Origin of the sequence: Mesorhizobium sp. WSM1293 (assembly GCF_000513875.1) — a bacterium.
GTDB classification, from domain to species: domain Bacteria; phylum Pseudomonadota; class Alphaproteobacteria; order Rhizobiales; family Rhizobiaceae; genus Mesorhizobium; species Mesorhizobium ciceri.
The window spans coordinates 93,966-117,912 of the sequence record NZ_AZUV01000017.1 but is presented as its reverse complement, the minus strand read 5'-3'; the positions used below and the strand labels follow the sequence as shown (position 1 = coordinate 117,912).

General features: G+C 59.0%; 18 protein-coding genes and 1 pseudogene. 11 read left to right on the top strand and 8 right to left on the bottom strand.

The genetic code is table 11. The features are described from left to right. Window positions 1-23 precede the first annotated feature (23 nt). Both nodB and M729_RS0121495 read left to right on the top strand, forming a co-directional pair. Window positions 24-683, top strand: a complete 660-nt coding sequence (gene nodB / locus M729_RS0121500) for a chitooligosaccharide deacetylase NodB (protein ID WP_027162810.1) — start codon at window positions 24-26, stop codon at window positions 681-683. Window positions 684-1,180: 497 nt separating this feature from the next. Beyond that, window positions 1,181-1,810, top strand: coding sequence for an FMN-binding negative transcriptional regulator (locus M729_RS0121495; RefSeq protein ID WP_027162809.1), 630 nt, complete (start codon window positions 1,181-1,183; stop codon window positions 1,808-1,810). A gap of 406 nt (window positions 1,811-2,216) precedes the next feature. Here the strand turns inward: M729_RS0121495 and M729_RS0121490 are convergent, their stop codons facing one another. After that, window positions 2,217-3,158 carry a LysR family transcriptional regulator gene (locus M729_RS0121490; RefSeq protein ID WP_027162808.1) on the bottom strand — a complete coding sequence of 314 codons (942 nt, stop codon included), beginning with the start codon at window positions 3,156-3,158 and terminating at the stop codon, window positions 2,217-2,219. Between the two features lie 713 nt (window positions 3,159-3,871). Between M729_RS0121490 and nolL the strand changes: the two genes are divergently transcribed. The 4 genes from nolL to M729_RS0121465 all read left to right on the top strand — a co-directional run bounded on the left by nolL (window position 3,872) and on the right by M729_RS0121465 (window position 7,156). After that, on the top strand, window positions 3,872-4,993 hold the full coding sequence (gene nolL / locus M729_RS0121485; RefSeq protein ID WP_027162807.1) for a nodulation factor fucose acetyltransferase NolL: 1,122 nt from the start codon (window positions 3,872-3,874) through the stop codon (window positions 4,991-4,993). A gap of 51 nt (window positions 4,994-5,044) precedes the next feature. Next, window positions 5,045-5,950, top strand: coding sequence for a LysR family transcriptional regulator (locus M729_RS0121480; RefSeq protein WP_027162806.1), 906 nt, complete (start codon window positions 5,045-5,047; stop codon window positions 5,948-5,950). Between the two features lie 291 nt (window positions 5,951-6,241). Further along, the gene (locus M729_RS1000000139740; RefSeq protein ID WP_280940183.1) at window positions 6,242-6,370 is read left to right on the top strand and encodes a hypothetical protein; all 129 of its coding nucleotides are present in this window, start codon (window positions 6,242-6,244) and stop codon (window positions 6,368-6,370) included. 549 nt (window positions 6,371-6,919) lie between these two features. Then, entirely contained in the window at window positions 6,920-7,156 is a 237-nt protein-coding gene (locus M729_RS0121465) for a hypothetical protein (RefSeq protein WP_156949321.1), read from the top strand. A gap of 160 nt (window positions 7,157-7,316) precedes the next feature. Here the strand turns inward: M729_RS0121465 and nodU are convergent, their stop codons facing one another. Next, a complete protein-coding gene (nodU, locus tag M729_RS0121460) occupies window positions 7,317-9,002 on the bottom strand; it encodes a nodulation protein NodU (protein ID WP_027162804.1) in 1,686 nt (561 codons plus the stop codon). Between the two features lie 555 nt (window positions 9,003-9,557). Between nodU and M729_RS0121455 the strand changes: the two genes are divergently transcribed. After that, entirely contained in the window at window positions 9,558-9,806 is a 249-nt protein-coding gene (locus tag M729_RS0121455; protein ID WP_027162803.1) for a DUF982 domain-containing protein, read from the top strand. Window positions 9,807-10,078: 272 nt separating this feature from the next. Here the strand turns inward: M729_RS0121455 and M729_RS0121450 are convergent, their stop codons facing one another. Continuing rightward, window positions 10,079-10,981: a dihydrodipicolinate synthase family protein gene (locus tag M729_RS0121450; RefSeq protein WP_027162802.1), complete on the bottom strand. Its 903-nt coding sequence runs from the start codon at window positions 10,979-10,981 to the stop codon at window positions 10,079-10,081. After that, window positions 10,969-12,261, bottom strand: a complete 1,293-nt coding sequence (locus tag M729_RS01000000135555) for a PLP-dependent aspartate aminotransferase family protein (RefSeq protein WP_084652688.1) — start codon at window positions 12,259-12,261, stop codon at window positions 10,969-10,971. The genes M729_RS0121450 and M729_RS01000000135555 overlap by 13 nt, the downstream gene beginning before the upstream one ends. Window positions 12,262-12,329: 68 nt before the next feature. Here M729_RS01000000135555 and M729_RS0121440 point away from each other — a divergent pair, with 68 nt between their 5' ends. The 3 genes and pseudogenes from M729_RS0121440 to M729_RS1000000139865 all read left to right on the top strand — a co-directional run. After that, window positions 12,330-13,868, top strand: a complete 1,539-nt coding sequence (locus tag M729_RS0121440; RefSeq protein ID WP_032809042.1) for a PLP-dependent aminotransferase family protein — start codon at window positions 12,330-12,332, stop codon at window positions 13,866-13,868. A gap of 183 nt (window positions 13,869-14,051) precedes the next feature. Beyond that, window positions 14,052-14,774, top strand: coding sequence for a B3/4 domain-containing protein (locus M729_RS0121435; protein WP_027162800.1), 723 nt, complete (start codon window positions 14,052-14,054; stop codon window positions 14,772-14,774). Window positions 14,775-16,289: 1,515 nt separating this feature from the next. Then, window positions 16,290-16,448, top strand: a pseudogene (locus tag M729_RS1000000139865) (hypothetical protein); the annotation flags it as partial. A gap of 87 nt (window positions 16,449-16,535) precedes the next feature. On the opposite strand, the gene M729_RS1000000139860 reads toward M729_RS1000000139865, so the two are convergent. Continuing rightward, complete coding sequence (locus M729_RS1000000139860; RefSeq protein WP_032809038.1) at window positions 16,536-16,877, bottom strand: hypothetical protein; 342 nt, start codon at window positions 16,875-16,877, stop codon at window positions 16,536-16,538. A 383-nt stretch (window positions 16,878-17,260) separates the two neighbouring features. On the opposite strand from M729_RS1000000139860, the gene M729_RS0121425 reads away from it, so the two are divergent. Beyond that, window positions 17,261-18,103, top strand: a complete 843-nt coding sequence (locus M729_RS0121425; protein WP_050596312.1) for a TIM barrel protein — start codon at window positions 17,261-17,263, stop codon at window positions 18,101-18,103. A gap of 307 nt (window positions 18,104-18,410) precedes the next feature. Here the strand turns inward: M729_RS0121425 and M729_RS0121420 are convergent, their stop codons facing one another. The 3 genes from M729_RS0121420 to M729_RS0121405 all read right to left on the bottom strand — a co-directional run bounded on the left by M729_RS0121420 (window position 18,411) and on the right by M729_RS0121405 (window position 23,080). Then, window positions 18,411-19,064 carry a transposase gene (locus tag M729_RS0121420; RefSeq protein ID WP_245267608.1) on the bottom strand — a complete coding sequence of 218 codons (654 nt, stop codon included), beginning with the start codon at window positions 19,062-19,064 and terminating at the stop codon, window positions 18,411-18,413. A 1,374-nt stretch (window positions 19,065-20,438) separates the two neighbouring features. After that, window positions 20,439-21,503, bottom strand: a complete 1,065-nt coding sequence (locus tag M729_RS0121410; protein ID WP_050596311.1) for a LacI family DNA-binding transcriptional regulator — start codon at window positions 21,501-21,503, stop codon at window positions 20,439-20,441. A gap of 278 nt (window positions 21,504-21,781) precedes the next feature. After that, window positions 21,782-23,080, bottom strand: a complete 1,299-nt coding sequence (locus M729_RS0121405) for a dicarboxylate/amino acid:cation symporter (protein ID WP_032809061.1) — start codon at window positions 23,078-23,080, stop codon at window positions 21,782-21,784. Window positions 23,081-23,947 lie beyond the last annotated feature (867 nt).

Below are 23,947 nucleotides of genomic sequence, written 5' to 3'. Positions count from 1 at the left end.
CAGTAGGCCGAGGCGAGGGTTCAATGAAACATCTTGATGACAGAAAGGAGGTGCGGAGTGAATGCGCTGATGGAACCGGCCGTCGGAGCGTCCATCTGACGTTTGACGACGGTCCCGATCCAATTTTCACGCCACAGATACTCGATGTGCTGGCGCAAAATCGGGTGTCAGCAACTTTCTTCGTGATTGGTGCCTACGCCGCGGAGCACCCGGACCTAGTCCAGCGAATGATCGCAGAAGGGCATGAGGTAGGCAACCACACGATGTCTCATCCGGATTTGTCCAAATGCGGCTTGGGCGAAGTCCAACGTGAGGTGTTTCAGGCGAGCCGTGCCATCATGGCAGCATGCCCCCAGGCCTCTGTCCGCCACATTCGCGCGCCATACGGCGCCTGGAGCGAGGAAGTATTCATTGCCTCAGAGATCGCCGGGCTGGCGGCTCTTCACTGGTCGATAGATCCAAAAGACTGGACGCGCCCCGGCGCCGACGCGATCGTCGATTCAGTGCTCGCCGCGGTCCGGCCCGGCGCAATCGTGCTCTTGCACGACGGTTGCCCTCCCGACGAGTCCAGATGGAGCACTCAAGCCAGTCTGCGTCACCAGACCGTAACGGCGCTGTCCAATCTGATTCCGGCATTAGATGCCTGCGGATATGAATTTCGCTCGCTTCCAGAACATCACTGAAATGCGAGATCCTGACCTGCTTTCCCAGACAGTACCTAGTGTCGCTTATGAAGATTATAGGGTTTTATGCCTGCCACCGGACGAACTGATCGGCTCCGACCCGTTGAAAAGCCTAGACGTCTGTCCTCACCTGCTATAGTGCGGGCCCGCGCAAGCTCTCTCGCCTGCCAGGGCCCGAACCTCTTCGACGATCGTTTCAAAACGGTTCACTTTGTCTTAGATCATTTCATTGGGCTTGCAGAGGCTTACATAGCGTGACCCCTCCGGGATGCGGAGTGCTTGCACAAAGGTTTGGCTAACTAATCTCCATTGCCGTTATGCGGGATACACCCCACCTCGGCTGCTAATGACACAGGGGGTCTCCGACTCGCACACCCCCAAAGATCCGGCGCGCGATGTTCATCTTGCGCAACTGGACCACGTCGATACCTTCTGACTGGCTGTTTCCAGCAGGCCAGGTTCGCCGGTATGTGATTGGTGACGCAAGGAGTTTCGTGATGTACATCCCTCCCGCTTTCCGCGACGACGACAAGGAGTGCGTGCGCGCGACGATCCGCGCGGCGCTGCTGGCGAACTTCGTTACAGTCACGGCGGAAGGGCCGCTCGCAACGCCACTGCCGCTCTTGCTTGATGAGAGCGAGGGCGAGCACGGCGTGATCTACGGGCACCTCGCGAAGGCTAATCCCCAGTGCCATGTTCCCCCGATGGGCGACGGCTTGGCCATCTTCATGGGGCCGGACGCTTATGTGACGCCGGCATGGTATGCGACCAAACGGGAAACTGGGAAGGTCGTCCCGACCTGGAACTACGTCGCCGTCCACGCCTATGGTCCAGTCGAGTTCTTCGAGCATGCGGGAAGACTGCTGGACGTCGTGAAACGTCTGACTGACCACCACGAGGGCAAGCGCGCCTCGCCTTGGGCGGTGTCGGATGCACCGCCGGATTTTGTACAGGCGCAACTCCGCGGCATTGTTGGCTTGCGCATGCCGATCACGAGGCTGGAGAGCAAGCGCAAACTGAGTCAGAACCGGAACGCGGCCGACCGCGCTGGCGTGGCTGCGGGCCTCGCGGTAAGCGAGCGGGCATCTGACCGCGAGATCGCCGCTCTCATCCCAAAACAATCATGAACTTTGTCGCAATGACTCATCATGCCAGAACTGACCCCATCGCCCCTGTACCCCGCCGCGACCTCCGTGCTCGCCTTCACGCCCGGTCCGGGCATCTTCTATGTTGCCGCGCGCACGCTCGCAAACTCGCCGATATGAGGCGGCTTGCGGAGGCCAGGAGCCATCGTCGGACGGAACCAGCATGAGCGTTGGATCTACCCGGATCGCGCCCTAATAGGTAGTCGGTTCCGACCACGGCAGCCAGACCGGGCGCTGCTTGATGGCGGTTATGGGGACCCCGACCCCCCCTCATTCGTAGCCTTTGTCGACGCAGCCCACCCGTAGGACGACCTCGCAGACGCACGTTCGCGACTATCTCGATCGACACGCCGGTTGACACGAGCGCCGGTGTGAGACGTGGTGTCAATCAGGGCTTGCGACCCTTTTTGGCGTCTCGCGGAGAAGTCATTAGAGATGCCTCCTGCAACAATATCTCTCGCATCCAGACGCTTGCCACATCACTGTTATGAAGGGCGGGCCATTGCAGCGCCTCGGTAAATGCGGGAAGCGGCAGCGGAAGTTCAATGATCTTTAGTGGGAAGGTTTTCTTGAAATGCTCAACCAGCCGGGAGGGCATGGTCGCTATACGGGCTGTGCCTGAGACCATCGGCGGGATCATGCTAAAGGCCTGCACGATAACCTCGACACGTCTCTTGAGACCATGCTCAAGCAAAAAACGCTCCTCGATCGAGCCTTTCAGCGTCGGCCCGAACTTGGCCGCAACGTGCCTCATCGACATGTATCTCTCGAATGTAAGCTGCTGCGGCAGTTGCTTGTTCGTGGGGCAGCCTACGCACACGAACTTGTCGTCGAACAGCGCCGCTCTTGGATGCGCGCTCGACATGAACCATTCTGGACAAATCAGAAAATCGACGTCACCGCGCCGGAGAAGTTCATCGGGGTCGTCATCGAGCGGCAGCAATTCGAAGCTGACGGCGGGTGCTTCGCGTGCAACACGCTCCACGACCTTTTCAAAAAACACGAGTGTGGCGAAATCGGAAAGGGTGATCCTGAAACGGCGATCGGACTGAGCTGGATTGAACGGATCCCAAGAAATAATCGAACTCTGGATCTTCAAGAGTGCGCCGCGAACAGCGGGCGCGAGCGTTTCCGCACGTGGGGTTAGAACACGTTCGCGGCCGTTCATCGTAAACAGTTCATCCTTAAAATAATCGCGCAGCCGTCCGACGGCCGCGCTCATGGCCGGCTGACTTAGGTTGATGCTGCTTGCCGCCGCCGTGAGGTTGCGCTGGGTCAGCAGTGCGTCGAGCACAACGAGAAGATTCAGATCAAGGCCTTTGAAGCGCATCGCTTTCACTTATCCATAGCGTGGATGCTCGCGATCTAAACAATCGATTTTACCAAACTTCCAGGGCGCTGCATAGACGACCGCACCTGAGATGCACCCGATCAGGCCACTGCTTCTGTAGCGTGTGCTGGGAAATAACTTGCAAGTCGCCGATTATATCGAACTCTCCTCCATCTCCGAGAAGCCTATTTGGCCGATAAGGGCTTCAGGTGGTCGTAGCTGGGCCGGTGCAAGTCCGGAGGTTCGCGAAATCGGCCGTATCTGCACAGCGCAGTGGCTCACCTGGACCCCGCCGTTTCATCATGGTTGGGGAGGTTGATTTCTTGGTAGGCGAACTCGGATTGTACAGTGTGCATCCGGATCTTGAGAGACTCGAATGAGCCATTCTATCCGCATCATGCGTCCGGTGCTGCAGCAGCTTGGCATTCCATTTAGTACGGTTCGGCACGCTCTGCGGAACCGTAGCGAGAGGTTCTGCAGAGCCGGCCTGGCGACAATGGGGCCGGGCGGTCGCGTCGTCACACTTGATCGCGACCGCCACTGCGCTCCAGCTTTTGCGATCAGTTCCTGCAATTTGTCCGCTCGGTTGCAGCCAGTCGGCCTTCGATACCACGCTGCGATTCGCGCAAATTTCGATCCTTTTCACCGAAACTGGCGCGCTCGCCGTGCCCAGGATCGGCTGGTAGCAACCGCGACAGATGGGCTTGAGTCTGATGCTTAATCAAATAACAGTCGGAGCGAAGGGACGCGGCTCGCGCCCAGCGGAAATAAAGGACCGCGACCTAAGTCTCGATTTCGCCAAAGGTATACTAATTACTTTGGTAGTAATTGGGCACTTATTGCAATATGTAATTTATAGAGGTACTGACGACTTCTGGATATCTCCGTATTATAACGTAATATACATATTTCATATGCCGCTCTTTATGGCGATAAGTGGATATGTTTCTTCTGGGGCAATTTTTCAAAAACCGTTCACTCAAGGGGTCCGCGATCGAGCAGTACAGTTATTGCTGCCAATGTTTGTTTGGTGTGCATTTATTTTCGCACTAAAGTCCGCTACAATTTATCCAACGAAGAGTCAAACTGACGTATTGCTGGATCTATCGAAGGAAGTCATCGGAACATACTGGTTCATATGGGCGGCGTTTATTTCATTCGTTCTAGTTCGTGTTTTTGCAACTTCCAAACGGCTACCGATGTGGATCATAAGCGCGTCCGCAATCGGGGTCGCATTCGCGCCTATCACATTGTCAATAACCCCGTTGGTAAGATACACCTACCCATTTTATTGTTTGGGGGTCTTGTTTGCCCAGCCAATTGGATGGCACAAAAGTATCATCTGGACCCACAAATCGACCTTTGTATTCTTACTTTCGATAATAGCTTTCATATCCTTACTTCTGTGGGATAAGCAGACATACGCCTTCAACAATCATGTTTTGATCAATGATGAAGAGTCAGCCGGACAAGTGCTGCTGATGTTCGCTGGCTCTGCAGCGGCTTCTGCGGTGGCAATGCAGTTTATGGTCCAATGCTGGAGAGCTGCCTCTTCAACTAGAATAGCTCAGTTTGTCGCGATGGAGCTCGGTCAGAGCACGCTGCTCTTTTATCTTGTTCAGGGTGCCGCGTTTCGCCTCATGGATTTCATCCAGTTTGGAGAAACCTGGAATCTCACGACCAGAATTGCGTTCGCAAGTGTGGTTGGAATGACGATTGTCGCCGCAGCGATGGCAATTCGCAAGATTGCGCGCGACCTTGGATATGTGTCGCAGATCCTTGTCGGAGCGCCGCCACACCCACGTCTGCTCAAATCTCAATCTGCAATAAATTAGCCATCCACAATGGTCGCGATGACAAGCAACCACGTTACGGACAGATGAGGCATGCGTTTCAAAGGCCTTGATCTGAACCTTCTCGTTGTGCTCGACGCGCTGCTGACCGAGCGCAACCTCACGGCGGCGGCAAGCAGTATCAACCTAAGTCAGCCGGCCATGAGCGCGGCCGTCGGCCGGCTGCGCGATTATTTCAACGATGAACTGTTTACGATGAGAGGCCGCGAACGCGTTCTAACCCCACGTGCGGAAACACTCGCGCCCGCTGTTCGCGGCGCTCTCTTTCACATCCAGTGCTCGATTATTTCTTGGGATCCGTTTAAACCGGCTCAATCCGATCGCCGCTTCCGGATCATAGTTTCGGATTTCGTCACACTGGTGTTTTTTGAAAAGGTCGTGGAGCGTGTTGCCCGCGAAGCACCCGCCGTCAGCTTCGAATTGCTGCCGCTCGACGACGATCTCGATGAGCTTCTCCGGCGCGGTGACGTCGATTTTCTGATTCTTCCGGAATTGTTCATGTCGAGCGCCCATCCTAGAGCGTCGCTGTTCGACGAGACATTCGTGTGCGTAGGCTGCCCCACGAACAAGCAGCTGCCACAGCAGCTTACATTCGAGAGGTACGTGTCGATGAAGCACATTGCGTTCAGGGTCGGCCGTGCGCAGATGCCATCCATCGAGGAACAGTTTTTGCTTGAAAATGGTCTCAAGAGACATGTCGAGATTATCGTGCCGGCCTTTAGCATGATCCCGCCAATGGTCTCAGGCACAGCCCGTATAGCGACGATGCCCTTCCGGCTGGTTCAGCATTTCAAGAAGACTTTCCCTCTGCGGATCGTGGAACTTCCGCGGCCACTACCCACGTTCACCGAGGCCGTCCAATGGCCCACCCTTCACAACAGTGATCCGGCAAGCGTCTGGATGCGGCAAATAATGTTGCAGGAGGCATCCCGCATGTGAAGCCGCAGGCGCTCCGGGTCAACGGCATGCAATTCGGTGATCTTGCATGACAGTGTGGTGCTGATTTCCCGGCGATGCTGAAGATGCAATCGCGCCAGCCGCCCGGTGCCGCGTGCTGCACTGGCGTGCGTCAGGCGGTCTAAATCACCAAGCAGCCCAATGTCATCCTGCTTTGGTAGGGCTGATCACCGCTATGAGCGACGAACCGATGAGGCTCGCGGAAGGCTTGACGGCAATGCCGGGCGAGCGGGCACAGGTCGAAAACGATATTACGAGGCTGCCGGATGTGGGATGGGTGGGCCGTTCGGCTTTGCCAAGCTCACGTCGTACAACCCGCTAAGAGGCACCTTGCTGCTGATCACGGATGACGATGATGAGGTCGAACTGCAACTCGACAAGGAACCGCCGAGGCATTGCTGAGTGCTTGGGAGCCTTTCTGTTGGAAGGCGTGGTCGGTCCCCTATAGCCGCCCTGCCAAACCCACAGCGTGCGTTCCTGCCGGCCGCGGTCATACGCCGCCCTTACCTGGACTCGCCTCGGAATTGCCGGCGGGGCGCTCCCCGATGTCGAGGTTTCAACGACCCGTGCGGTCCGCTTCTCCTCAATCAAACGCGGGCAGTCGCCGGCGTCGGGAGGTGCCAAACACTCTTCGACGTTTGCCTCGTCGAGGGAAGCGAACGCATCAGTCTTTGTTCCCCGACCGGGTCCAGGATATCGGCAAGGCGCTCTTCAAAAGTGTGCCGCCTGCCACCACGCCGATGCCGCCGCGCGGAGCAAGTCTACTCAACGCATATCACAGCGCGAATTGGTGCTGGCCGATCTCAGCCGACTGCGGTCCAGTTCGTTTGAGGGTCGCCGTGGCGAAGTTATCGATACGCCAGAAGATAGCTACCTGGGGACCAGAAAGTGGGGCCGAGGCCATCCATCCGGAGTGCCCGGCCATTGACGGTCTGTGCTGGGTTTCGCCCCGTGACCGTGCTGACAATTGTACTCTTCGGCATCGGGTTGCTGCAACCGATCCCGCACGTGGACGATGCAAGACGCATGCCCGAGGATGTGGAACCTCTACTCTTCCTGACACTGACGGAGGGTGTCGGGGTCAACGTGGTCAGCTACATGCCCGGCGCCGTGGCGGAGTGGTTCGGCCGAGCAAAGGGCCGTGCAGGCCCTTTTATCCTCCAGCACATCACTAAGTTGCCAGCTTAACCGCACAGTCTCTGCGCTCTGTCGGCCATCGATCAGATTCGTTCTTCAGATCTAGGCAGCTTCAAGGGGCCACACACCCGCAGTATCAGGCTCCCTCAGCGATGCTGCCAGCGATTGCAGCGCTAGAGCGCGGCAACTCAGGTGTGTCGCAGCCTGGCGCTCAGCCCTCGAATTGACTTGCACCTGTCTTGGTCAACAGCAACCCTTCGCACCAAACGTGGTCTACGCATCCCCACTCACAGGCGGCAGCCGCATCCGGAAAAAAACCACGTCCATTAAGATTTGCACTCGTGTTGCAGAGCAGAGAAATGCCCGTGAGCTTCTCATATTCTATCAGAAGTTCAGCAATTGGGTGTTCAGATGTTCTTGAAACTGTCTGTAGTCGCGCAGTTCCGTCGAGATGGACGACCGCCGGGATCTTTTCTTTCCACTCCGAACGGGTTCGGTGATCGAACAGCATGTAAGGATCCGGCGTGCCGGGGTCAAACATGTCAGGTGCACGATCCTCCAAGCATATTGGCGCTACCGGCCGAAAGTGCTCTCGAACTTTGATTTTGTTGAGATGGTCCTTCATTTCCGGCGAAGTTGCGGCCGCCAGGATGCTTCTGCCTCCCAAAGCACGTGGACCAAGCTCTGCGTGGCCTGCAAGGAACACAACAGGCTTGTTGTCGGCCAGCACGCTGGCAAGTTCTTTCAGGCTGCAAGCAGCAGATTGCCAACCAGGTGGAACCTTGCCATGGCTCACATTTGGCCCGCTGTAGACTGACCAGTCGAGGTGCACGAAACCTTTGTCGGCGGCCAGCGCGCAGCAAGCGGCACCGATCGCCGATCCGCTGTCGTTTGGAAACGGAGGCACCCAAACTGCGTCGAACAAACCGCTCGCCCGCAGGGCGCTGTTCCATTTGATGTTCAGCCCGCATCCGCCGGCTATGCACAGGTTTCGGGTTTTGGGAACCGAGCACCCACGCAGCGCGCTGGTCATCCCCCGGACGAGAAGACGCTCAACGAAGGCATGGAACGAAGCAAGTATGTCCTCGGGCGTTTCGGGGATTAACCGCGACGCGCTTGCATCGAAGAAGTTGTGCACAGCCGTGAGTAGCGCGTCTTCGCTGTGGCTATTCTCCCTGTAACCAAGGGCAAGGTCCGTATCCCCGGCGAAATGGTCGTCGTAAAGCTCCTGAAACACCTTCACGATGTGTTCATGGACCACTCCGAGCGCGATATATGCCATCAACTTGCCGGCGATACCGAGATCCCAGCCAGTCCGCAGTTCTCGCTTGTAAGGACCAAAATGTTGGCCCGCAGCGGCATACGCATGGCCTATCATCGGAAACAGACACCCAACAAATCGGGCTCCACTTGGCTCGACGTAGTAAAGCCGCGGAAAGATGCAGCCGTCCCAAACCAGACAAAATGCTGGTTCCTCTCGTTTCGCAAATGAGCTGGTGCAGTATGCGGAAGCAACGTGCCCAAGAACATGCGGGTAGCTTTCATAAGAAAATGCCTCATTGTCGAGCATGAGACCGGAACCGTGATAGGCTGTCAGGGGATTTTCGGCGTCCCGCTCCACGTATGGTGCGCCGTTGAGAGTGATAGGGGAGCCGTTACTCAGAACTTGGAATTCCGACTGAATTTCACCGTCCCATCCGTCAATAACGAACCGGTCGATATCGCGCGGAGCAAGCCCGTTTTCCGCCAAAACGGCGGCGACCGTCTCAAGCCGCTCGATATGCTGGTATCGTGCGTTATTGTCGAGCTTCTCCTGCTCGATGGACAAGACTAATCTCCCGTCTTCCACGACAGCGATTCCCCCGTCGTGCGTCAGCTTGATACCGCAAATGCGCATAGTAGATCCTACTCAAAGTGAGAGTGACCGCAGGAAACGGCTGAGAAACATAGCCGTGGGTTTTGATGTCGCGCTATGCGCGGTGATGGGGGGGCGGTAAACTAGATTGTTTGGATGTGAGGCATCCGCGCGGTGAATGATCAGATCTGCCGCGTGGTCGAGACAAGATGGCTGACACGCAATTGCGAGGCAGCGCTGTGCGGCACAGTGAGAAGGGATGTCCACCGCAAGGTGCCACGCTCCCTCGGCACCGAGCGTGCGCGTGCTGAGCACGAAGATGGACGCCTAGAAGAGAGCCTTCCTCGATCAAGCTACTTTTTAATCTCTGGTCGAAAAGATTTTTCTCGGCGAAGGCCGCGCCCAAAGGGCCTATTCGGCTTCTTTAATATCCCGCCTGCAGATCGGCAGCGGAACAGAGCGGCTAAGCGCGTGTCGGGCTAGCGCGGGGTCGGTAGAAAGGGCATTGTCTCGGCTCGCAGATGCAGTGGCACCGGGTTGGCTCGGTAAAGACGAGCTGGGCTCTTTTGACGGATGATCGCCTTGGGGGGCGGAGACATGACCGGCTTGCAGAGATTTGAGAGGGCGGTCGTTGTTCAGGTTGGCCGCCCCAGTTCCGAGCGTATCGTATTCGATGTCAACCAGGCGGCGGCTATCCTGATGCGTGACCTTCATCGTCGGACCGAGAAACGGAAGGTAGCGATGGACGCTTGTCTGCAGGTATTGCGTGGCAAGGCCCATCCACCAGCTGCTCGAAAGGCTTTTGTGGCAGCCGCGCTTGAAGCAAAGATCCTGCGCAGCGATTGAATGCTGTTAGCGCATCAAGGCTTTGATGCTTCGAGTGGAGGTCGCAGAAATTTGGGGGGCTCGGAACGCAGCCTTCCTCCCTCGCCGATATGGAGGTTCTGCCAATCGCACGCGCTGACGAGGACGTGATTCGCGTCGAGACCTGTCGATCCGTAGGTGATCAGCACGCAGCGCATCGTTCCCAATCAGATGATGGAGCAGATCTCGGCTACTACAGGCCCATCGAAGGATGGGTGCGTACTTTTCCCCCCGGCAATATGAAGTCGCGCGGCTTACGATCCGACACCTGATCCTAGACGGTCCAGGACGCCGGCGAGCTGGCACTTCGCGGCAGCGGAAAGTGGCTTGATTGGCCGTGGTGGCTCGGCGGAACAAATTCCGAGGAGCTCGGCGATTGCGTATACGACGCGAAGGCTCGAGAACGTCTTAAAAAGCTCCCACACCGGGGCCAGGGTGGCGTCGATCCGGTGTGCTTCCGCGTGGTCGCCGTGCTGAGCGGCTCTGACCATCCTCAGGCACGGGTCGGGCAAGATGCCACCGAGGACGCTGTACCATGTATCGGCTCCGGCGATCAGGGCTTCGGTGGCGTTCCAGTCGCCGCTGTAGCCGATCGAGAATCCTTTCGGCACAATTTTTTTCTGGTGCGCAAGTTGGCCTTTGATGGCATCACCCCGGTCGGCCGAGTTCTTTATAGCGAGGATCTCAGGCAGGTGTCCCAGACGCTCGATGAGCGCTGGCGTGAAGCGAAAATGCGTGTTTGCGGGATTGTCGTAGATCACGATCGGCAGACCGCTGTCGCGCGCCACCGTCGAAAAATGCTCGAAAACTTCGTCCTCCGTGAGCGGGGTGTAGGAAACAGCCGCGAGCAACCCCGCGGCTGCGCCGAGGGCCTTCGCATCACTTGCACATTTTACCGCTTCATCGGTGCGCAAAGCGCCCACGCCGATCACGAGCGGGACTCGTCCACCTGTCTCGTCCAGCGCCTCGCAAAGCGCCCGGCGGCGATCTTCGCGCGACAAATACATATAGGTGCCGGTGCTGCCGAGCAGGCCGATGGAATCCACCTTTGCTGCGCAAAGCCGCGCTATCAGCTTTCGAAGCGCCAGGATATCGACGCCGCCATCGCTGTCGCTTGGCGTTATTGGGAAGGCCGAAAGGCCGCTCAGGAAAGCCATGCTGAAGCTCCCGTTATTACATTGGGTGAAGCGTTTGGCATCAGACCCCCGTCCAGCGCCTGCTCTAGATCCGCGATCAAATCGGCGGCGTCTTCGAGCCCTACCGACAGACGCATGAGATCGTCGCCGACTCCGTCAGGCAAATGCGCGTCCTTGCGAATTGACTCGCGCGAGCGGGTCAGGCTTGCTGGATGATAGATGAGACTGTCAGCGTCGCCGAGGCTGACCGCTCGGATGATCAGCTTGAGCCGGTCCATCATACGGCGCGCGCCCTCGAACCCCGTTTGGAGGCCGAGAGCCAACATGCCCGAGCCGTTCGACATCTGTCTGCGCGCGATCTCATGGTCGGGATGAGAGCCGAGAAATGGATAGCTAACCCAAGCCACAGCCGGATGCGCCTCGAGCGCCTGGGCGACCGCAAGCCCAGAGGCACTGTGACGCTCCATACGCAACGTGAGTGTCTTCAACCCGCGCAAGATCAGGAACGCCGACATCGGCGAGAGCGCTGCCCCGGTGAGATAGCGCAGGCCAGTTTCGCGCAGCAGGTGCAGTGTATTCACGTCGCCCAGTATCACACCGCCCAGCGCATCGCCATGGCCATTTATGTACTTGGTGAGCGAATGGATCACGAGGTCGGCTCCGAGTTCCAGCGGACGCTGGAGGGCGGGCGAGGCGAAGGTGCTGTCGACGGCGACCTTCACGCCGCGAGAATGGGCGTGTTCGGCAATGGCAGCGATGTCGAGGATACGGCCCAGCGGGTTGATTGGCGTCTCGAAGAACACGAGCCGGGTCCTGTCGGTGATGGCGCCATTGAGATTGCTCGGATTAGACAGGTCGACGGCAACGACCTTGATGCCAAACTGCGGCAGCCCCTGTTCGACCATGGCGAGCGTATTCGAATAGAGGGTCTTGTGGACAATGAGTTCGTCACCCTGCGAAAGCAGCGAAAGGATCAGCGTGCCGAAGGCTGCGATCCCCGAGGCGAGTACCAGCCCAGCTTCGGCTCCTTCGAGATTGGCGAGCCGCTTTTCGAGGATCTCGGTGGTCGGGTTGTATTCGCGTGCGTAAAGCCTTCCCCCAAGCGCTGCGGCGGCTTCGTTTGCTGCCACGCTTTCAAATCCATAGGTCGATGTGAGAAACACCGGCGTCTGAACGGAATTGGAAAAGCCGGCCGGATCGTAGCCATGATGGATGGCCCGGGTGGCGAATGCGAGACCGACGTCGTTCCGGGACGGCGTTGATGTTGTCTCGGCTTCAAGCTGATCTTCGGCGCTGTTCATCGGCTTAAGCCCTCTTGATTTCGGCGACAATGCCTTCACACTAACCCAGGTGAAACGTCCAGTTGGCGATGAAAGAAATGGTCCAGCCTTCTCCTTCCGCGTCGACAGCTCGCTCGCAAGGTCTGGGCGCGCGCCAGATCTGCGAAGCTCTTCGAGAGCAGATCCTGGGTGGAATCTATGAAACGGGCAGCCAGCTGCCGTCGTCCCGCGGCCTAGCAAATGAACTCGGTGTGTCGCGGACCACGGTCACCGTGGCATATGACCAGCTGGTCGCCGAAGGTTTCATCGAGGTCGTTCAAGGCGCAAGACCGCGCGTTGCATCTTCGCTAGTCCGGAGTAAAGAGACCAGCGCGGTGCCCAAACGGACTGGCCCCATCCATCTTTCTCGTTACGGCGAGCGACTGCGCGCCAGTCCCCCGCGGCGCGATTACCTCCCCAACCGCTTCAAGGTCGATTTCCGTTATGGCGACCTCGCCCCATCTGATTTCCCGGCGCTCACGTGGAAGCGTGCGATGAACGCGGCAATGTCACCAAGCCCCAAAAGGCTAGCTTATCACGATCCACGCGGCTCGCTTCGCTTGCGCCAGGCGCTGCAGGGATATTTGTGGCGTGCCCGAACGCTTAGCTGCCAGGTCGAGCAGATCCTCGTCGTAAGTGGATCACAGCAGTGCCTCGACATGTGCGCGCGCCTGCTGCTCGATCCTTCCGACAGCTTCGTGATCGAGGATCCCTGCTATAGAATGGCGCGCCAAGTCTTTGCCAGCACAGGAGCCACGCCCGTTGCTGTCCCCGTCGATAGCGAGGGCATGAAGACCGAGCTGCTGCAGGAGATACCAGCGCGGCTAGCCTATGTCACCCCGTCGCACCAATTCCCGCTCGGCGGCGTCTTGTCGATTTCGCGGCGGTATCAGCTCCTCGAATGGGCTCGGCGCAATGACGCCTATATTATCGAGGACGATTACGATGGCGAGTACCGGTACGACATTCGACCGGTGCCCCCGCTGCATAAGCTGGAAGACCGCAGTTCCGTAATCTATGTTGGCACGATCTCCAAGACACTGTCGCCGATGCTGCGCATCGGCTACCTGGTGGTTCCGGCCGAGTTGCAAGACGTCTTTGCGATGGCCAAGCAGCTTCTCGACAGGCATTCTCCGGTTGCGGAACAGGAGGCCCTGGCCTCACTCATTGAGAGCGGTGGTTATGAAAGGCACGTGCGCCGCGTCCGCCGTCTTAACGGGGAGAGGCGAGAGGCACTGCTTGCTGTCCTTCGACGTGCGTTCGCAGACAGCATTGCCATCGAGGGGGCCGATGCAGGGCTGCATGTCGTCGTCTGGTTCAAGGATCTTTCTCGGTCGCTGGAGGAGGTCATGGTTGACGAGGCGCGGCGGGTCGGGGTTGGCATCCATCCGATTTCATCGCTGTACATCCGAGATGAAGGCCGCGCTGATCGGATTGGATTGGTGATGGGCTATTCCGCCCTGACCATTCGGCAGATCGAGAATGGTGTTCGCCTCCTTGCTGGCGCTGTCCAACGGGTCAGAAGCTTTGCCGAAGATTCGGCAAGACGCTCTATGCGCGCCCTGACAGCGAGCGGGCCTGGCTCGTGACCTCAGAGTCGCGCCGGCATTGATCGCAGACTGGATCAGCAAGACTTGCCCGGACTGGCTCTGTCGGCCAGTCCGGGTCCAGGGCAGGAGTATGCCCTGGGACCGGGGAAGGGATTCTTGAGGAGCTCTCAAAAGGCGGTCGAAGCAAAGGCGCCCTCGCGACTGGCTTAAAGGGAGAAAGCGTTGTTGGATTTTCCGCGGATCGACGAAGAAATAGCAGAGATCGCACCTGACTTTCGCGCAATCAGCATTCTTGTTGATGCACAGGACAGTGCGCGAGGCGTCATGGCTCGGGACGTGTTGGGAGAGGCTTGCGACTTCGCCCGAGCGGGGGGGCCCGCCTGGGGAGAAGCGCACTTGGCCAATTGGGCGGAGGCATACGTTCGGTTCGGCGCGAAACCAAACCGGACGCCGTGCTCGGCGCATGCATTGAAAAAACGGGTGGAGAAGGATGGTCGAATCCCGTCAATAAATCCTATCGTTGACCTCTACAATGCCGTGAGCCTGCGTTTCGCAATACCGATTGGCGGCGAAAATTTTGATGCATATGTCGGCAAACCGCGGCTGACGGTTGCCGTAGGAACGGAGTCTTTCCACACTGTTTTGAATGGCGAAACGGTCGTCGAAAACCCTTCCAAGGGGGAGGTCATCTGGCGCGACGATCTGGGAGCTACATGTCGCCGCTGGAATTGGCGGCAGGGCACGCGCACCCGGTTGGAGAGGGTGGGCGGCCGCATGTGGTTTATTTTGGAAAGCTTGGCGGCGATGCCGGAAGAGGCGCTCGAGCAGGCGGCTAACATGCTGGTGAGCGGTCTCAGAGAGCTGGCACCAGGGTGTAAGGTCTACAAGCAGGAAATCACACCGCTAAAGCCTGTCGCCGCCAGTGTCGACAGACGGGTCGGTTGAGGAACGTGCCCGCCCCGGTATGATCGGTTCGCTCCCAACCAGTGTGCGTTCCTTTGCGGCTGGGTCTCCTGGCGCGAAGGTCAATGGGAGGTAACGCCTCTGGCCATTTCGTGCTCAGCAGGCCAGCGGAAGGTGCACCGCATTCATAATTTGACCCAGCGCCATGGTCCAAAGATTGCGCACTGCTTTGATCAATTTCGACGTCAGGCGCCAGTCCTGGCACTCCAGCCAGTACAACATCTCGTGGCGAAAGCCGGATGGAATTCAGATCGAAGCGGTCGCGAGACATCTGCCATCCTTGGGCAGACTCGTGGCTCCGCCGAGGAGGGGATGCGGATGACGATTCATTCCGCTTGCCTTATCGGAGGGCGACCGCGGCAGTTGTACCCGATCCGCCCTCGGCCGCGTGTGCCTGCCGTGCGGCAGTGCTCGGTCGCCGACATGACCCTGAGCTGCCGAGGCTGAACTGGCCTGCATGCGCGACCTTATAGGCAGGCCGGGCAGCACGGATCATGTCGGCGATCTCAATCGAGTGGCCGCACGGGCGAGCTTTCCGCTTCCTTGAAAGGCTAAGTTCTCGCGCGGACTGGCCTGCAGCGTATCTACAGGTCGGGCTTGCGTAGAGGGCCGTGTGTGTCGAGCTTGCTTCCCCCAGAGGGCCTGGGTAATTTCCGACGTCGGCGCCGGCCTCAAAGCGTGGCGAAGCTGTGACGCAGCGGTGCCGGCCCGACCCCTTGACGGTGTTGGCGCTGCTGCAGTCTCGGCGACGATTCGATGGATCTGCAGCGTCGGGTAATCGCGTGCTGCCCCGGGAACAGCCAGCCGCCGCACCGGCGCCTGAACTTCCATTCGTAGCGCAGTCGGCCAAGCCGGCCGGCCGACAGCATGGCATCACGGCACCGTGCGCGGTGCCACGCTCGACAGGAAGCAGCATGCGCTCGTTGTGGCCGTGGCCATAATGCGCCGGGCGCTCGTACTTCCTTAAACGAGCCGCCGAGGTGCGCCATCTCCGGCGTAGATTTCTTCAACAGCACCATCAGGGCCGCCAGAGAGGCTACCCCTGGTTCTATCTTTATCGCCGGCAACTCGATCGGTAGCACTATGCTGGCGACGGCGGAGCCACGGACGGTTGAGCCAGACATGTCGGGGCGCAGAAGCCGTGGAGGGCCTCTCTGTTGGATCGCCAAACTATTAGCCCAATGATCCGGCCCGCCAGGCCACTTCACCAACTGGACGGCTACAAATGCAACTAACTGGCTGTTTCCAGAGGGCCAGATTGCAAGTATCTAATCTGTAACGCACACACGGAGTTCCGCCGATGTAGCCTCTCCGGCCTTCCGAGATGATGATGATATCGATTTCCTGCGAGCGAGCATCCGCGCAGCGCCGCTGTCGAACTTAGTCTCTGCCACGGCCCAATGCTCTTCGCCTCGTCACCGCCCTCTTGCTTGATGAGGGCGAGGGCGAGCACGGCGTGATCTACGGGCACCTCGCGAAGGCTGATCCGCAGGTGCCGTGTTCCGCCGCTGGGCGACGGCTTGGCCATCTCATGGAGCCGGACACTTATGCGACGCCGGCATAGTATGCGGCCAAGCAGGAAGCCGGGAAGGTCGTCCGACTTGGAATTACATCGCCGTCCACGCCTATGATCCGGTCGAGTTCTTCGAGCATGCGGGAAGACTGCTGGACGTCGTGAATGGCCTGACTGACCACCACGAGGGCGAGCGCGCCTCGCTGGGCGGTGTCGGCACGCCCGCCGGATTAGTACAGGCGCAACTCTCGCGGGATCGTTGGCTTGCGCATGCCGATCACAAGGCTGGAGAGCAAGTGCAAACTGACTCGGAACCGGAACGCTGCCGATCGCGCTGGCGTGGCTGCGGGCCTTGCGGCGAGCGAACGGGCATCTGACCGCGAGATCGTCGCTTCCAGAATAATCATGAACTTTGTCGGAATGAACCAATGATGCCAGAACTGACCCCATTCGCCCTGTACCTCGCCGCGGCCTCCGTGCTCGCCATCACGCCCGGTCTGCGGAGACTCTATGTTATAGCCCGCAGTCTCGCCGGCGGTCACGCCGATTGCGTTCAACACGCTGGCCGACATGTTGCCCTTGTTACCAGCGGCATTCAAGGCCGCACGGCAGCGCGTCCTGGATGGATCCAGAGCCTGAGGGAGGGGGCGGAGAGGCGCGCTATGATCGCGCTGGGCACCTCGCCACGAAGAATCAGCCTGCCATATCAGTTTGGCTCCGGATCGGTCCAGCATCCTTTCCGGGCGCCTACTCTGCGGAAGCAACTGGATAGCCTCGAGCGATCTTCCGTCATTTCGCAGCAGATCAATGTTCTCAAGAGGCGCGGCAGTATCCGTTGCGTGAAAGTCGGCTCACAATGAATCACGATCGTGTGGATATAGAGCGGGTCAGTTCGATTGGCTCGCCTCCCTATGCCGATCATTTCGGCCAAACGGCAGAGGCCAGTCAGCCGAGAATGGCGGCCGCCTTGATGAAAGAAAGCCACCCCGTGCGCCAGGCGCCACTTCGGTTTGCACTCGACTACATGGCGGCGCCGGGACTTGACGTCAGGACGTTCTTCGCGCTCGCCCGCGATCTCGGTCTGACCGACGTGCAAATCCGGAATAGTCCCTGCAGCAAGGCTGTTGTGCGCGGCAAGCCGCCGGCGGATGTCCGGTCTGCCGCTGCCGAAGCGGGCGTCACGATTATCTCAGTCAACGCCCTACAGCGGTTCAACGAATGGACTCCCGCCCGCAAGGCCGAGGCCAGCAAGCTCGCCGATTATGCGGCCGCTTGTGGCGCTCAGGCGCTCATGCTGGTGCCGGTGAACGACGGTTCGTGGTCCGCCAATGGAGGGCGCAATGGCAATCTGCGCGCCGCCTTGAAGGCGCTCAAGCCGATACTTCAGTCGCGGGGTCTGATTGGACTCATCGAACCGCTGGGCTTCCAGACCTCCTCGCTTCGGTCGAAGAACGAAGCGGCCAACGCTATTGCCTGGGTTGATGGCCAGTCCGTCTTTCGGCTCGTGCACGATACATTCCACCACACGCTCGCCGGCGAGACGTCTTTCTTCTGCGATCTGACAGGTCTCGTGCACCTTTCAGGCATAAACGATCCAACCTTCTGGGTTCACCCAGATCGCATCCCGGGAGGTTCCGACAATTGCAGCCAGATCCGGGCGCTACTTGATGGCGGCTATGCGGGTCCCTTTTCTCTCGAGCTCGTCGAGGAAGTCCACTCGTTGAATGACTCTGTAGGCGCATTTGCCGCCAGCATCGATCTCATCCGAAACGGGCTACTGGCGCGAATGCCGGTCTAAGGCGCGTAGGCACTTGAGCGGACATGTCATTCGAGATCGCTCCTGTGTCTCGCTCATGCAGATGCTTGCCGGACCGCCTTGGGCGGCCGGCAGTCGATGGGTCCGCAGAGGGCGGCGGACTATCGCAGTGTTCGGACGAAGGAGCAACTGGTGGCGGACTTAGGGCGAGTGCGCGAAGCCAACCGCAGGTGCCGCGGTCGCGCAGCTGCGGTTTCACCTAGCCTGGCGACACCCGGTTCCTCCGACCACATGTGCCGGTGCCAGACCCGTAGCTATGAGCTCTCGGATGTCGGACAAGATTGCAGGGTTATTGCAAGCCCAGCTTCCTCTTCAGTTCCGCGTTCTCCTTGCGCAGGCGTTCCGCGAGCAGGCTCTTCAGTCGGCTGTTTTCTTCCTCAAGAGCGACGAGGTCCTTCAGATCGTCACCAACCGATACAGGCAGCACAGCTTTCTTCCATTGATAGTAGGTCTGTTCCGAGATACCGGCCTGCTTTACGGCGCTCTTGTGAGTGGCGCCGCCACTGATAGACTTCTGGATCAGGGCGAGCAGCTGGGCGCGCTCCTTTCCAGAGTAGATCTTACGTCCGGTCCGAACGGCCGCTGCTTCCTCCGCCTGAGACGCCGCATCGGGCACATTCTTCCGAGCAGGCGGCCTGGACTCCGCCTTCGCTTTCGGCGACCGTTGGGCATTCTTCTTCTGAGGCCTCTCTACTTTGGCTGCCGGTTGCATAGCGGTTGCTATTGGTTCTGCGTCCAGGGAATTTGCCATGAGATACTCCGCTCGCGGTTTGTGAATGTGTTCAGCATCAAGCGCTACAACACTTGAGTCAACAGGGCGACCATTTGGCAACTCCATCTCCTCGAGTTCCCTTGTTGTCTCGGCCATTGCTGCGGTAAGATCGACATCGCTCCAGATCGAACCACTCCGCTTTTGAGAGCTGCGCTTCTGTTTGATCTCCACCGTGAAAGCTCGGGGCTGCCGCCTCATAGGTCGTTCCTTGTTGAACACGAATTATGCAGTAAGTCGCGGCAGACGACGAATGAAGGTCTGGCCGCCTCTTCTGTAGCCGAGCTATATGCATCCGACCGCCCGAGCAAGCCCTGCTGGCGACGCACACTCCGGGAACGGACCGATTCCTATGAGCACCTGAGAGCAAACAGGCAATGCCATCTCGGACCGAGGCAGCATGCAAAGCTACCTTCCAGTGTTTTCGATGGTAGAGCGACGGCTGGCATCCGAACTGAAAGGAGCTGCTCAAGAGTTGCGATCCAATCTGCGCTGGCAGTGCCGGACGGCATACCTCCGAAGGCCGGCTCTACCGACGCTAGCCCACTGATCAAAAGACAGAGAACCGACATCGGTTGCCGCCGATAACGGACAACTGCCCATACTTAGCGCGCGGGGGAGAGTGGAGGGCATGAGCCCTGTCGAACTCGCACCCAGCGTCGTCCGGCAGCGGCGTGGATGATAGGCTTTTTCGACAAGAACGGAGCCTGACCGAAGCTACTCGTCGCTGCCGCGACCGTGCCACGAGGACTGGCGGCCGCCTGGTCGGAACGCCAGGCTGACCGAGTTTGAATTTCGCGGGCTCAAGCAGCCGTGTCGTGCGCAATCGGGAAAGCCAATATAGGCACGCCTTGGGGAAGACGTTTTCCAGGCCCGCGCAGCGCATAAATTCCCCAAGCCTTTACCGGGCCGCTATGCTCTTGGCAGCGAGTTTGCCAAGCTCACGATATGTCCGGAAAAATTGTTCCCCTTTCACGCCGAGCTTCAGGCCGCTTCATTTGTATTCGCCTCCTCCTGAAGGCCGGCCAACCCGCTTTTCGCGTTCGATCGATGACGCGTAAGGCCGGCCAAGGCCTTGATGTCGACGGTCAGGTTTGAGAATGCCGAAGGACGCACGCCTGGTTGCCTCCCCGGCTGCCAAGTGAGGCGATCACGGAGATCGTTGAGCCATCACCAAGCATCGCAGCTAATGGCGCCAAAACTGCCCTCGACCGGCTTCGCAACGCGCCGCTCCAGGTCGGGACACTGGATAAAGCGAAAGAGCCATTTTGGTGGGCCCGTTATACTTCATCCAGCAAACGATCGGCGCCTTGACGGACGCGAGCAGCTGGATGCATCCGAATTTAACGCCCACAACTGACCGAGCGTCTTTGTAAGAGCTGCACGCTTAGCTTCATCGTGACGTGATTGACTGGAGGAGATTCCCCAGCACGGCTTTGCTCTCGATCTGCATGAGCAGAGCCTACACTTCATTTGAAATGTGCATACCGTCCCGAGTGGAATGCGCGGCAATTATGAATGTCGGCCATGGCGATAGATCGCATCATTTCAGATGTTTTCCGGCAGATAGATGTCAAACGGCAGAAATGTCTGCCCCGGCGTCTCCGCAGTGCCGGTCTTGATGGCGCGATCCATCAGCAACATCAGCTCTTGGCAAAGTCGGCGCAGGGGCGTCGCCACCGCCATCGTAATGATATCGTCCGCGAGGGCCGACCGCGACTCCGGCGTGATTTCATTCACGATCGCGACGAGGTCCTGGCCTTTGTCTTCTTCCCGGAGCGCGGAGATAGCCCCCTCCATGCCGCCGCCAGCCATGTAGAAGCCGACGAGCTCAGGTTCCCGGTGCATAAGATCTAGCAGCGCCTCATAAGTGATCTGTCGCTTTTCAAGATTGACGAGCGTATCCACCAACTCGAATGCTGGCTCGTTCTCACGGAAATAGGAGCGAAACCCGCTTTCCCGCAGCTCATGACCCTGGAAACGGTGGCTGCCGACGAAAACGGCCACCTTGCCGGTCCGTTTAGCGACCTTGGAGAACATCCAGGCTGCCGTGCGACCGACGCTGCGGTTGTTGAGACCTATGTACCCCTCGCGCACGCCCGCGGCGAAGTCAGAAAGCAGCGAAAAGACCGGGATGCCTTTCGCCTTGAGCTCCTCGACTGCTGCGGTGATCTTCGGATGATCTGGCCCCACCATGGCGATCGCGTGGCATCGGCTACCAAGATCCTTAAGCAGTGCCGTGAGATCCCCAGGCAAATGTGAAGGCGCAAATTCGATGAGCGGAATGCCGTGGAAACAGTGGGCCGAACTGACAGACGCCTCGACCTCGCGCGCGAACTCCTGGTAGAAATACTGGCCCGGTTTTCTCAAGATGAAGCCTAGCCGGTAGCGCGGCAGGTCCTGCCGCATGCGCTGTTTGATGAGTCCCGCATTATGATAGCCGATCGCGTGGGCCGCGTGGTGAACGCGCCGCATGGTCTCCTCCCGCACCGGAAGGCGAGCGTTCAGGACCCGGTCGACCGTTGCCACGCTCACCCCGGCTTCGCGGGCGAGGTCGGCAATTGTAGGGCGCTTTGCCGTCGCTCCAATTTTGATCGGGTGGCTCTCCGTCATCAGCTGCATCCCGGCGGCGGATTGAGGCCTGAACATTTCGGCATCCCCTCCGATCGACGGTCCATACACTGAACAGCGCTCCGGACGCACCTGGGCGCGTCTCGGTCTACGGTCAGTTTTCTTAGGGCCTTCATGTTTCTTGTCCTCACCGCATTTGGTGCTTCTGATCTGTGGCCTCGCGAAGCGCTGTGTAGACCCAGCGAGCCGATTGTTTGGTGCTGGTGAGCCCGGCGAGTTGGCTGGTCGCGCTGCAGCAATCTTGCCGGGGCGAGGGGCGCTTAATCTCTCGGGCAACCCCTGAAGGCGGATTTCATGCGCGATTCGTCCAGTTCACCTTCCCAGCGGGCGACAACCAGCGAGGCCACCGCGTTGCCGACCACGTTCGTCAGCGCCCGGCATTCGGACATGAAGCGGTCCACGCCCAGGATCAGAGCCATCCCAGCAACGGGAACGCTTGGTATTACGGAGAGCGTAGCGGCCAAGGTGATGAAGCCGGCGCCTGTTATACCTGCGGCTCCCTTCGAGGAAAGCATCGCGACGAGCAATAGGAGGATCTGGTCATTAACCGACAAGTGCGTGTTCGTCGCCTGGGCCAGGAAGAGGGCGGCGAGAGTCATGTAGATATTGGTGCCGTCCAGATTAAAGGAATATCCAGTGGGGATGACGAGACCCACGATGGAACGCTTGGCGCCGGCCTTCTCCATCTTCTCCATCAGCGAGGGCAGCGCGGCCTCCGAGGAGGACGTTGCCAGGACCAGCAGTAGCTCTTCCTTGATGTAGCGCACGAGAGAGAAAATCGAGAAGCCGTTATATCGGCAGACGGCGCCAAGAACCCCGAAGACGAAGAGGAAGGCGGTGAAATAGAACGTCGCGACCAGCATGGCGAGGTTGGCCACCGAACCGATGCCAAATTTGCCGATTGTGAAGGCCATGGCGCCGAAAGCACCGACGGGCGCAGCCCGCATCAGGATGCCGACCAGCTTGAACACCGGCGCGAGAAGCGCCTGAAGCAACGAAAGCACAGGCTTGCCCTTCTCGCCGACCATCGCGAGAGCGATGCCGAACAGAACCGAGAAGAACAGGACCTGCAGGATGTCGCCGTCCGCGAAGGCACTAACGATCGTTGATGGAATGATGTTCATTACGAAGCCGGTCACCGACTGGTCATGCACCTTGGCGGCATAGTCCTTTACGGCTTGGGAATCGAGCGAGGCCGGATCGATGTTCAGTCCGGCACCTGGCTGAACGACGTTTCCAACAATGAGACCGACAATCAATGCGAGACTCGAAAAGGTGAGGAAATAGATCATTGCCTTGCCGGCGACCCGGCCGACCTTCTTGAGGTCATTCATGCCGGCAATGCCGGTTGTTACGGTTAGAAAGATCACCGGCGCGATGATCATCTTGACGAGCTTGATGAAGGCATCGCCGAGCGGCTTCAGGCTCTCGCCGACGTCCGGGTAGACATACCCGACTGCGATACCCAGCGCGATGGCGGTAAGCACCTGAATGTAGAGCTGCGCGTAGAAGGCCTTGCGGGGCGCTGGACCCGCGCTTCGGATTGGTGAAACCAACAGCTTTTCTCTCCCTGACCGGATCGGGCTGGGCCTCCTCCCTTCCCGCACTTCTCGCATCGCGGCGCTCCGGTCACGCGCTGCTGGCATGTCGCCGCAAGTCTTGTGCCAAGTGGAGGCTCGCACCCCAATACGCGTATTCCTCCGCTCGGTGAGGCAGCCTCAGTACGGGCGGGTTGTGCGGGTTTCCGCATCCTTGACGGCATCTCGGGCGAAATCCCGCACTTACGCCCAGCTTTGCACCCATGGCTGGAGCTTGGCAGCAACCAGGCGGTAACCCGGAAGCCGCCGTGCCCGTTCGCTTCTTGGTCGCACTTGCGACCCGTCCAGGCGCGGAAGTGGAGGAATCCCTACACTAGCGGATTCTTACTGCTCTCCCGCTGCAACCGTGACCTCTCGACGGGTCATCGATAAGACCGAATAGGTCGCCGGACCTCGCGCATCGGTGCGAGTCAGAAGAGGCTTCTTAGCGCCAACACTTTTGCCGCTCGACGACACTCCAAGCCGTACGTCTGCCCAACGCGCCCCAATGCCGACAGCATCCCGCAAGCTTCGATCTCGGCAGGCTTAGCGGCCGGGCATCGCTGAAAAGCCGGGGTAGCTTTGCCTATCGACGTCGATTTGTCGGCAAAATCTCAGTTGATGGAATTCTGTCATGTCCGCCTGCTTTCCTTGCATAAATGCGAGAAAAGCTCGGTTGACTAGCCATCCTCATTCCCGCTCTGTAGGCCAACGTGTGGTTGCGCCCCGGAGCCTGAACCGCGCCTCAGTTCAGTAAGGATAGCCAAGCCATGCATCAAGCCTTGCCTCCGGCCTCTTTCGTGCTTTCCCCTCGTCAGGGCCTGACGGACGCCCAAAACAGTGACCCAC

Coding starts and splice junctions, on each gene's coding strand:
- M729_RS01000000135555 (WP_084652688.1), bottom strand. CDS start 12,261: ATGAACAGCGCCGAAGATCAGCTTGAAGCCGAGACAACATCAACGCCG.
- M729_RS1000000139860 (WP_032809038.1), bottom strand. CDS start 16,877: ATGTCGGCCAGCGTGTTGAACGCAATCGGCGTGACCGCCGGCGAGACT.
- M729_RS1000000139740 (WP_280940183.1), top strand. CDS start 6,242: ATGGGTGGGCCGTTCGGCTTTGCCAAGCTCACGTCGTACAACCCGCTA.
- M729_RS0121490 (WP_027162808.1), bottom strand. CDS start 3,158: ATGCGCTTCAAAGGCCTTGATCTGAATCTTCTCGTTGTGCTCGACGCA.
- M729_RS0121425 (WP_050596312.1), top strand. CDS start 17,261: ATGGCGGCCGCCTTGATGAAAGAAAGCCACCCCGTGCGCCAGGCGCCA.
- nolL (WP_027162807.1), top strand. CDS start 3,872: ATGCTTAATCAAATAACAGTCGGAGCGAAGGGACGCGGCTCGCGCCCA.
- nodU (WP_027162804.1), bottom strand. CDS start 9,002: ATGCGCATTTGCGGTATCAAGCTGACGCACGACGGGGGAATCGCTGTC.
- M729_RS0121455 (WP_027162803.1), top strand. CDS start 9,558: ATGACCGGCTTGCAGAGATTTGAGAGGGCGGTCGTTGTTCAGGTTGGC.
- M729_RS0121495 (WP_027162809.1), top strand. CDS start 1,181: ATGTACATCCCTCCCGCTTTCCGCGACGACGACAAGGAGTGCGTGCGC.
- M729_RS0121440 (WP_032809042.1), top strand. CDS start 12,330: ATGAAAGAAATGGTCCAGCCTTCTCCTTCCGCGTCGACAGCTCGCTCG.
- M729_RS0121450 (WP_027162802.1), bottom strand. CDS start 10,981: ATGGCTTTCCTGAGCGGCCTTTCGGCCTTCCCAATAACGCCAAGCGAC.
- M729_RS0121480 (WP_027162806.1), top strand. CDS start 5,045: ATGCGTTTCAAAGGCCTTGATCTGAACCTTCTCGTTGTGCTCGACGCG.
- M729_RS0121410 (WP_050596311.1), bottom strand. CDS start 21,503: ATGACGGAGAGCCACCCGATCAAAATTGGAGCGACGGCAAAGCGCCCT.
- nodB (WP_027162810.1), top strand. CDS start 24: ATGAAACATCTTGATGACAGAAAGGAGGTGCGGAGTGAATGCGCTGAT.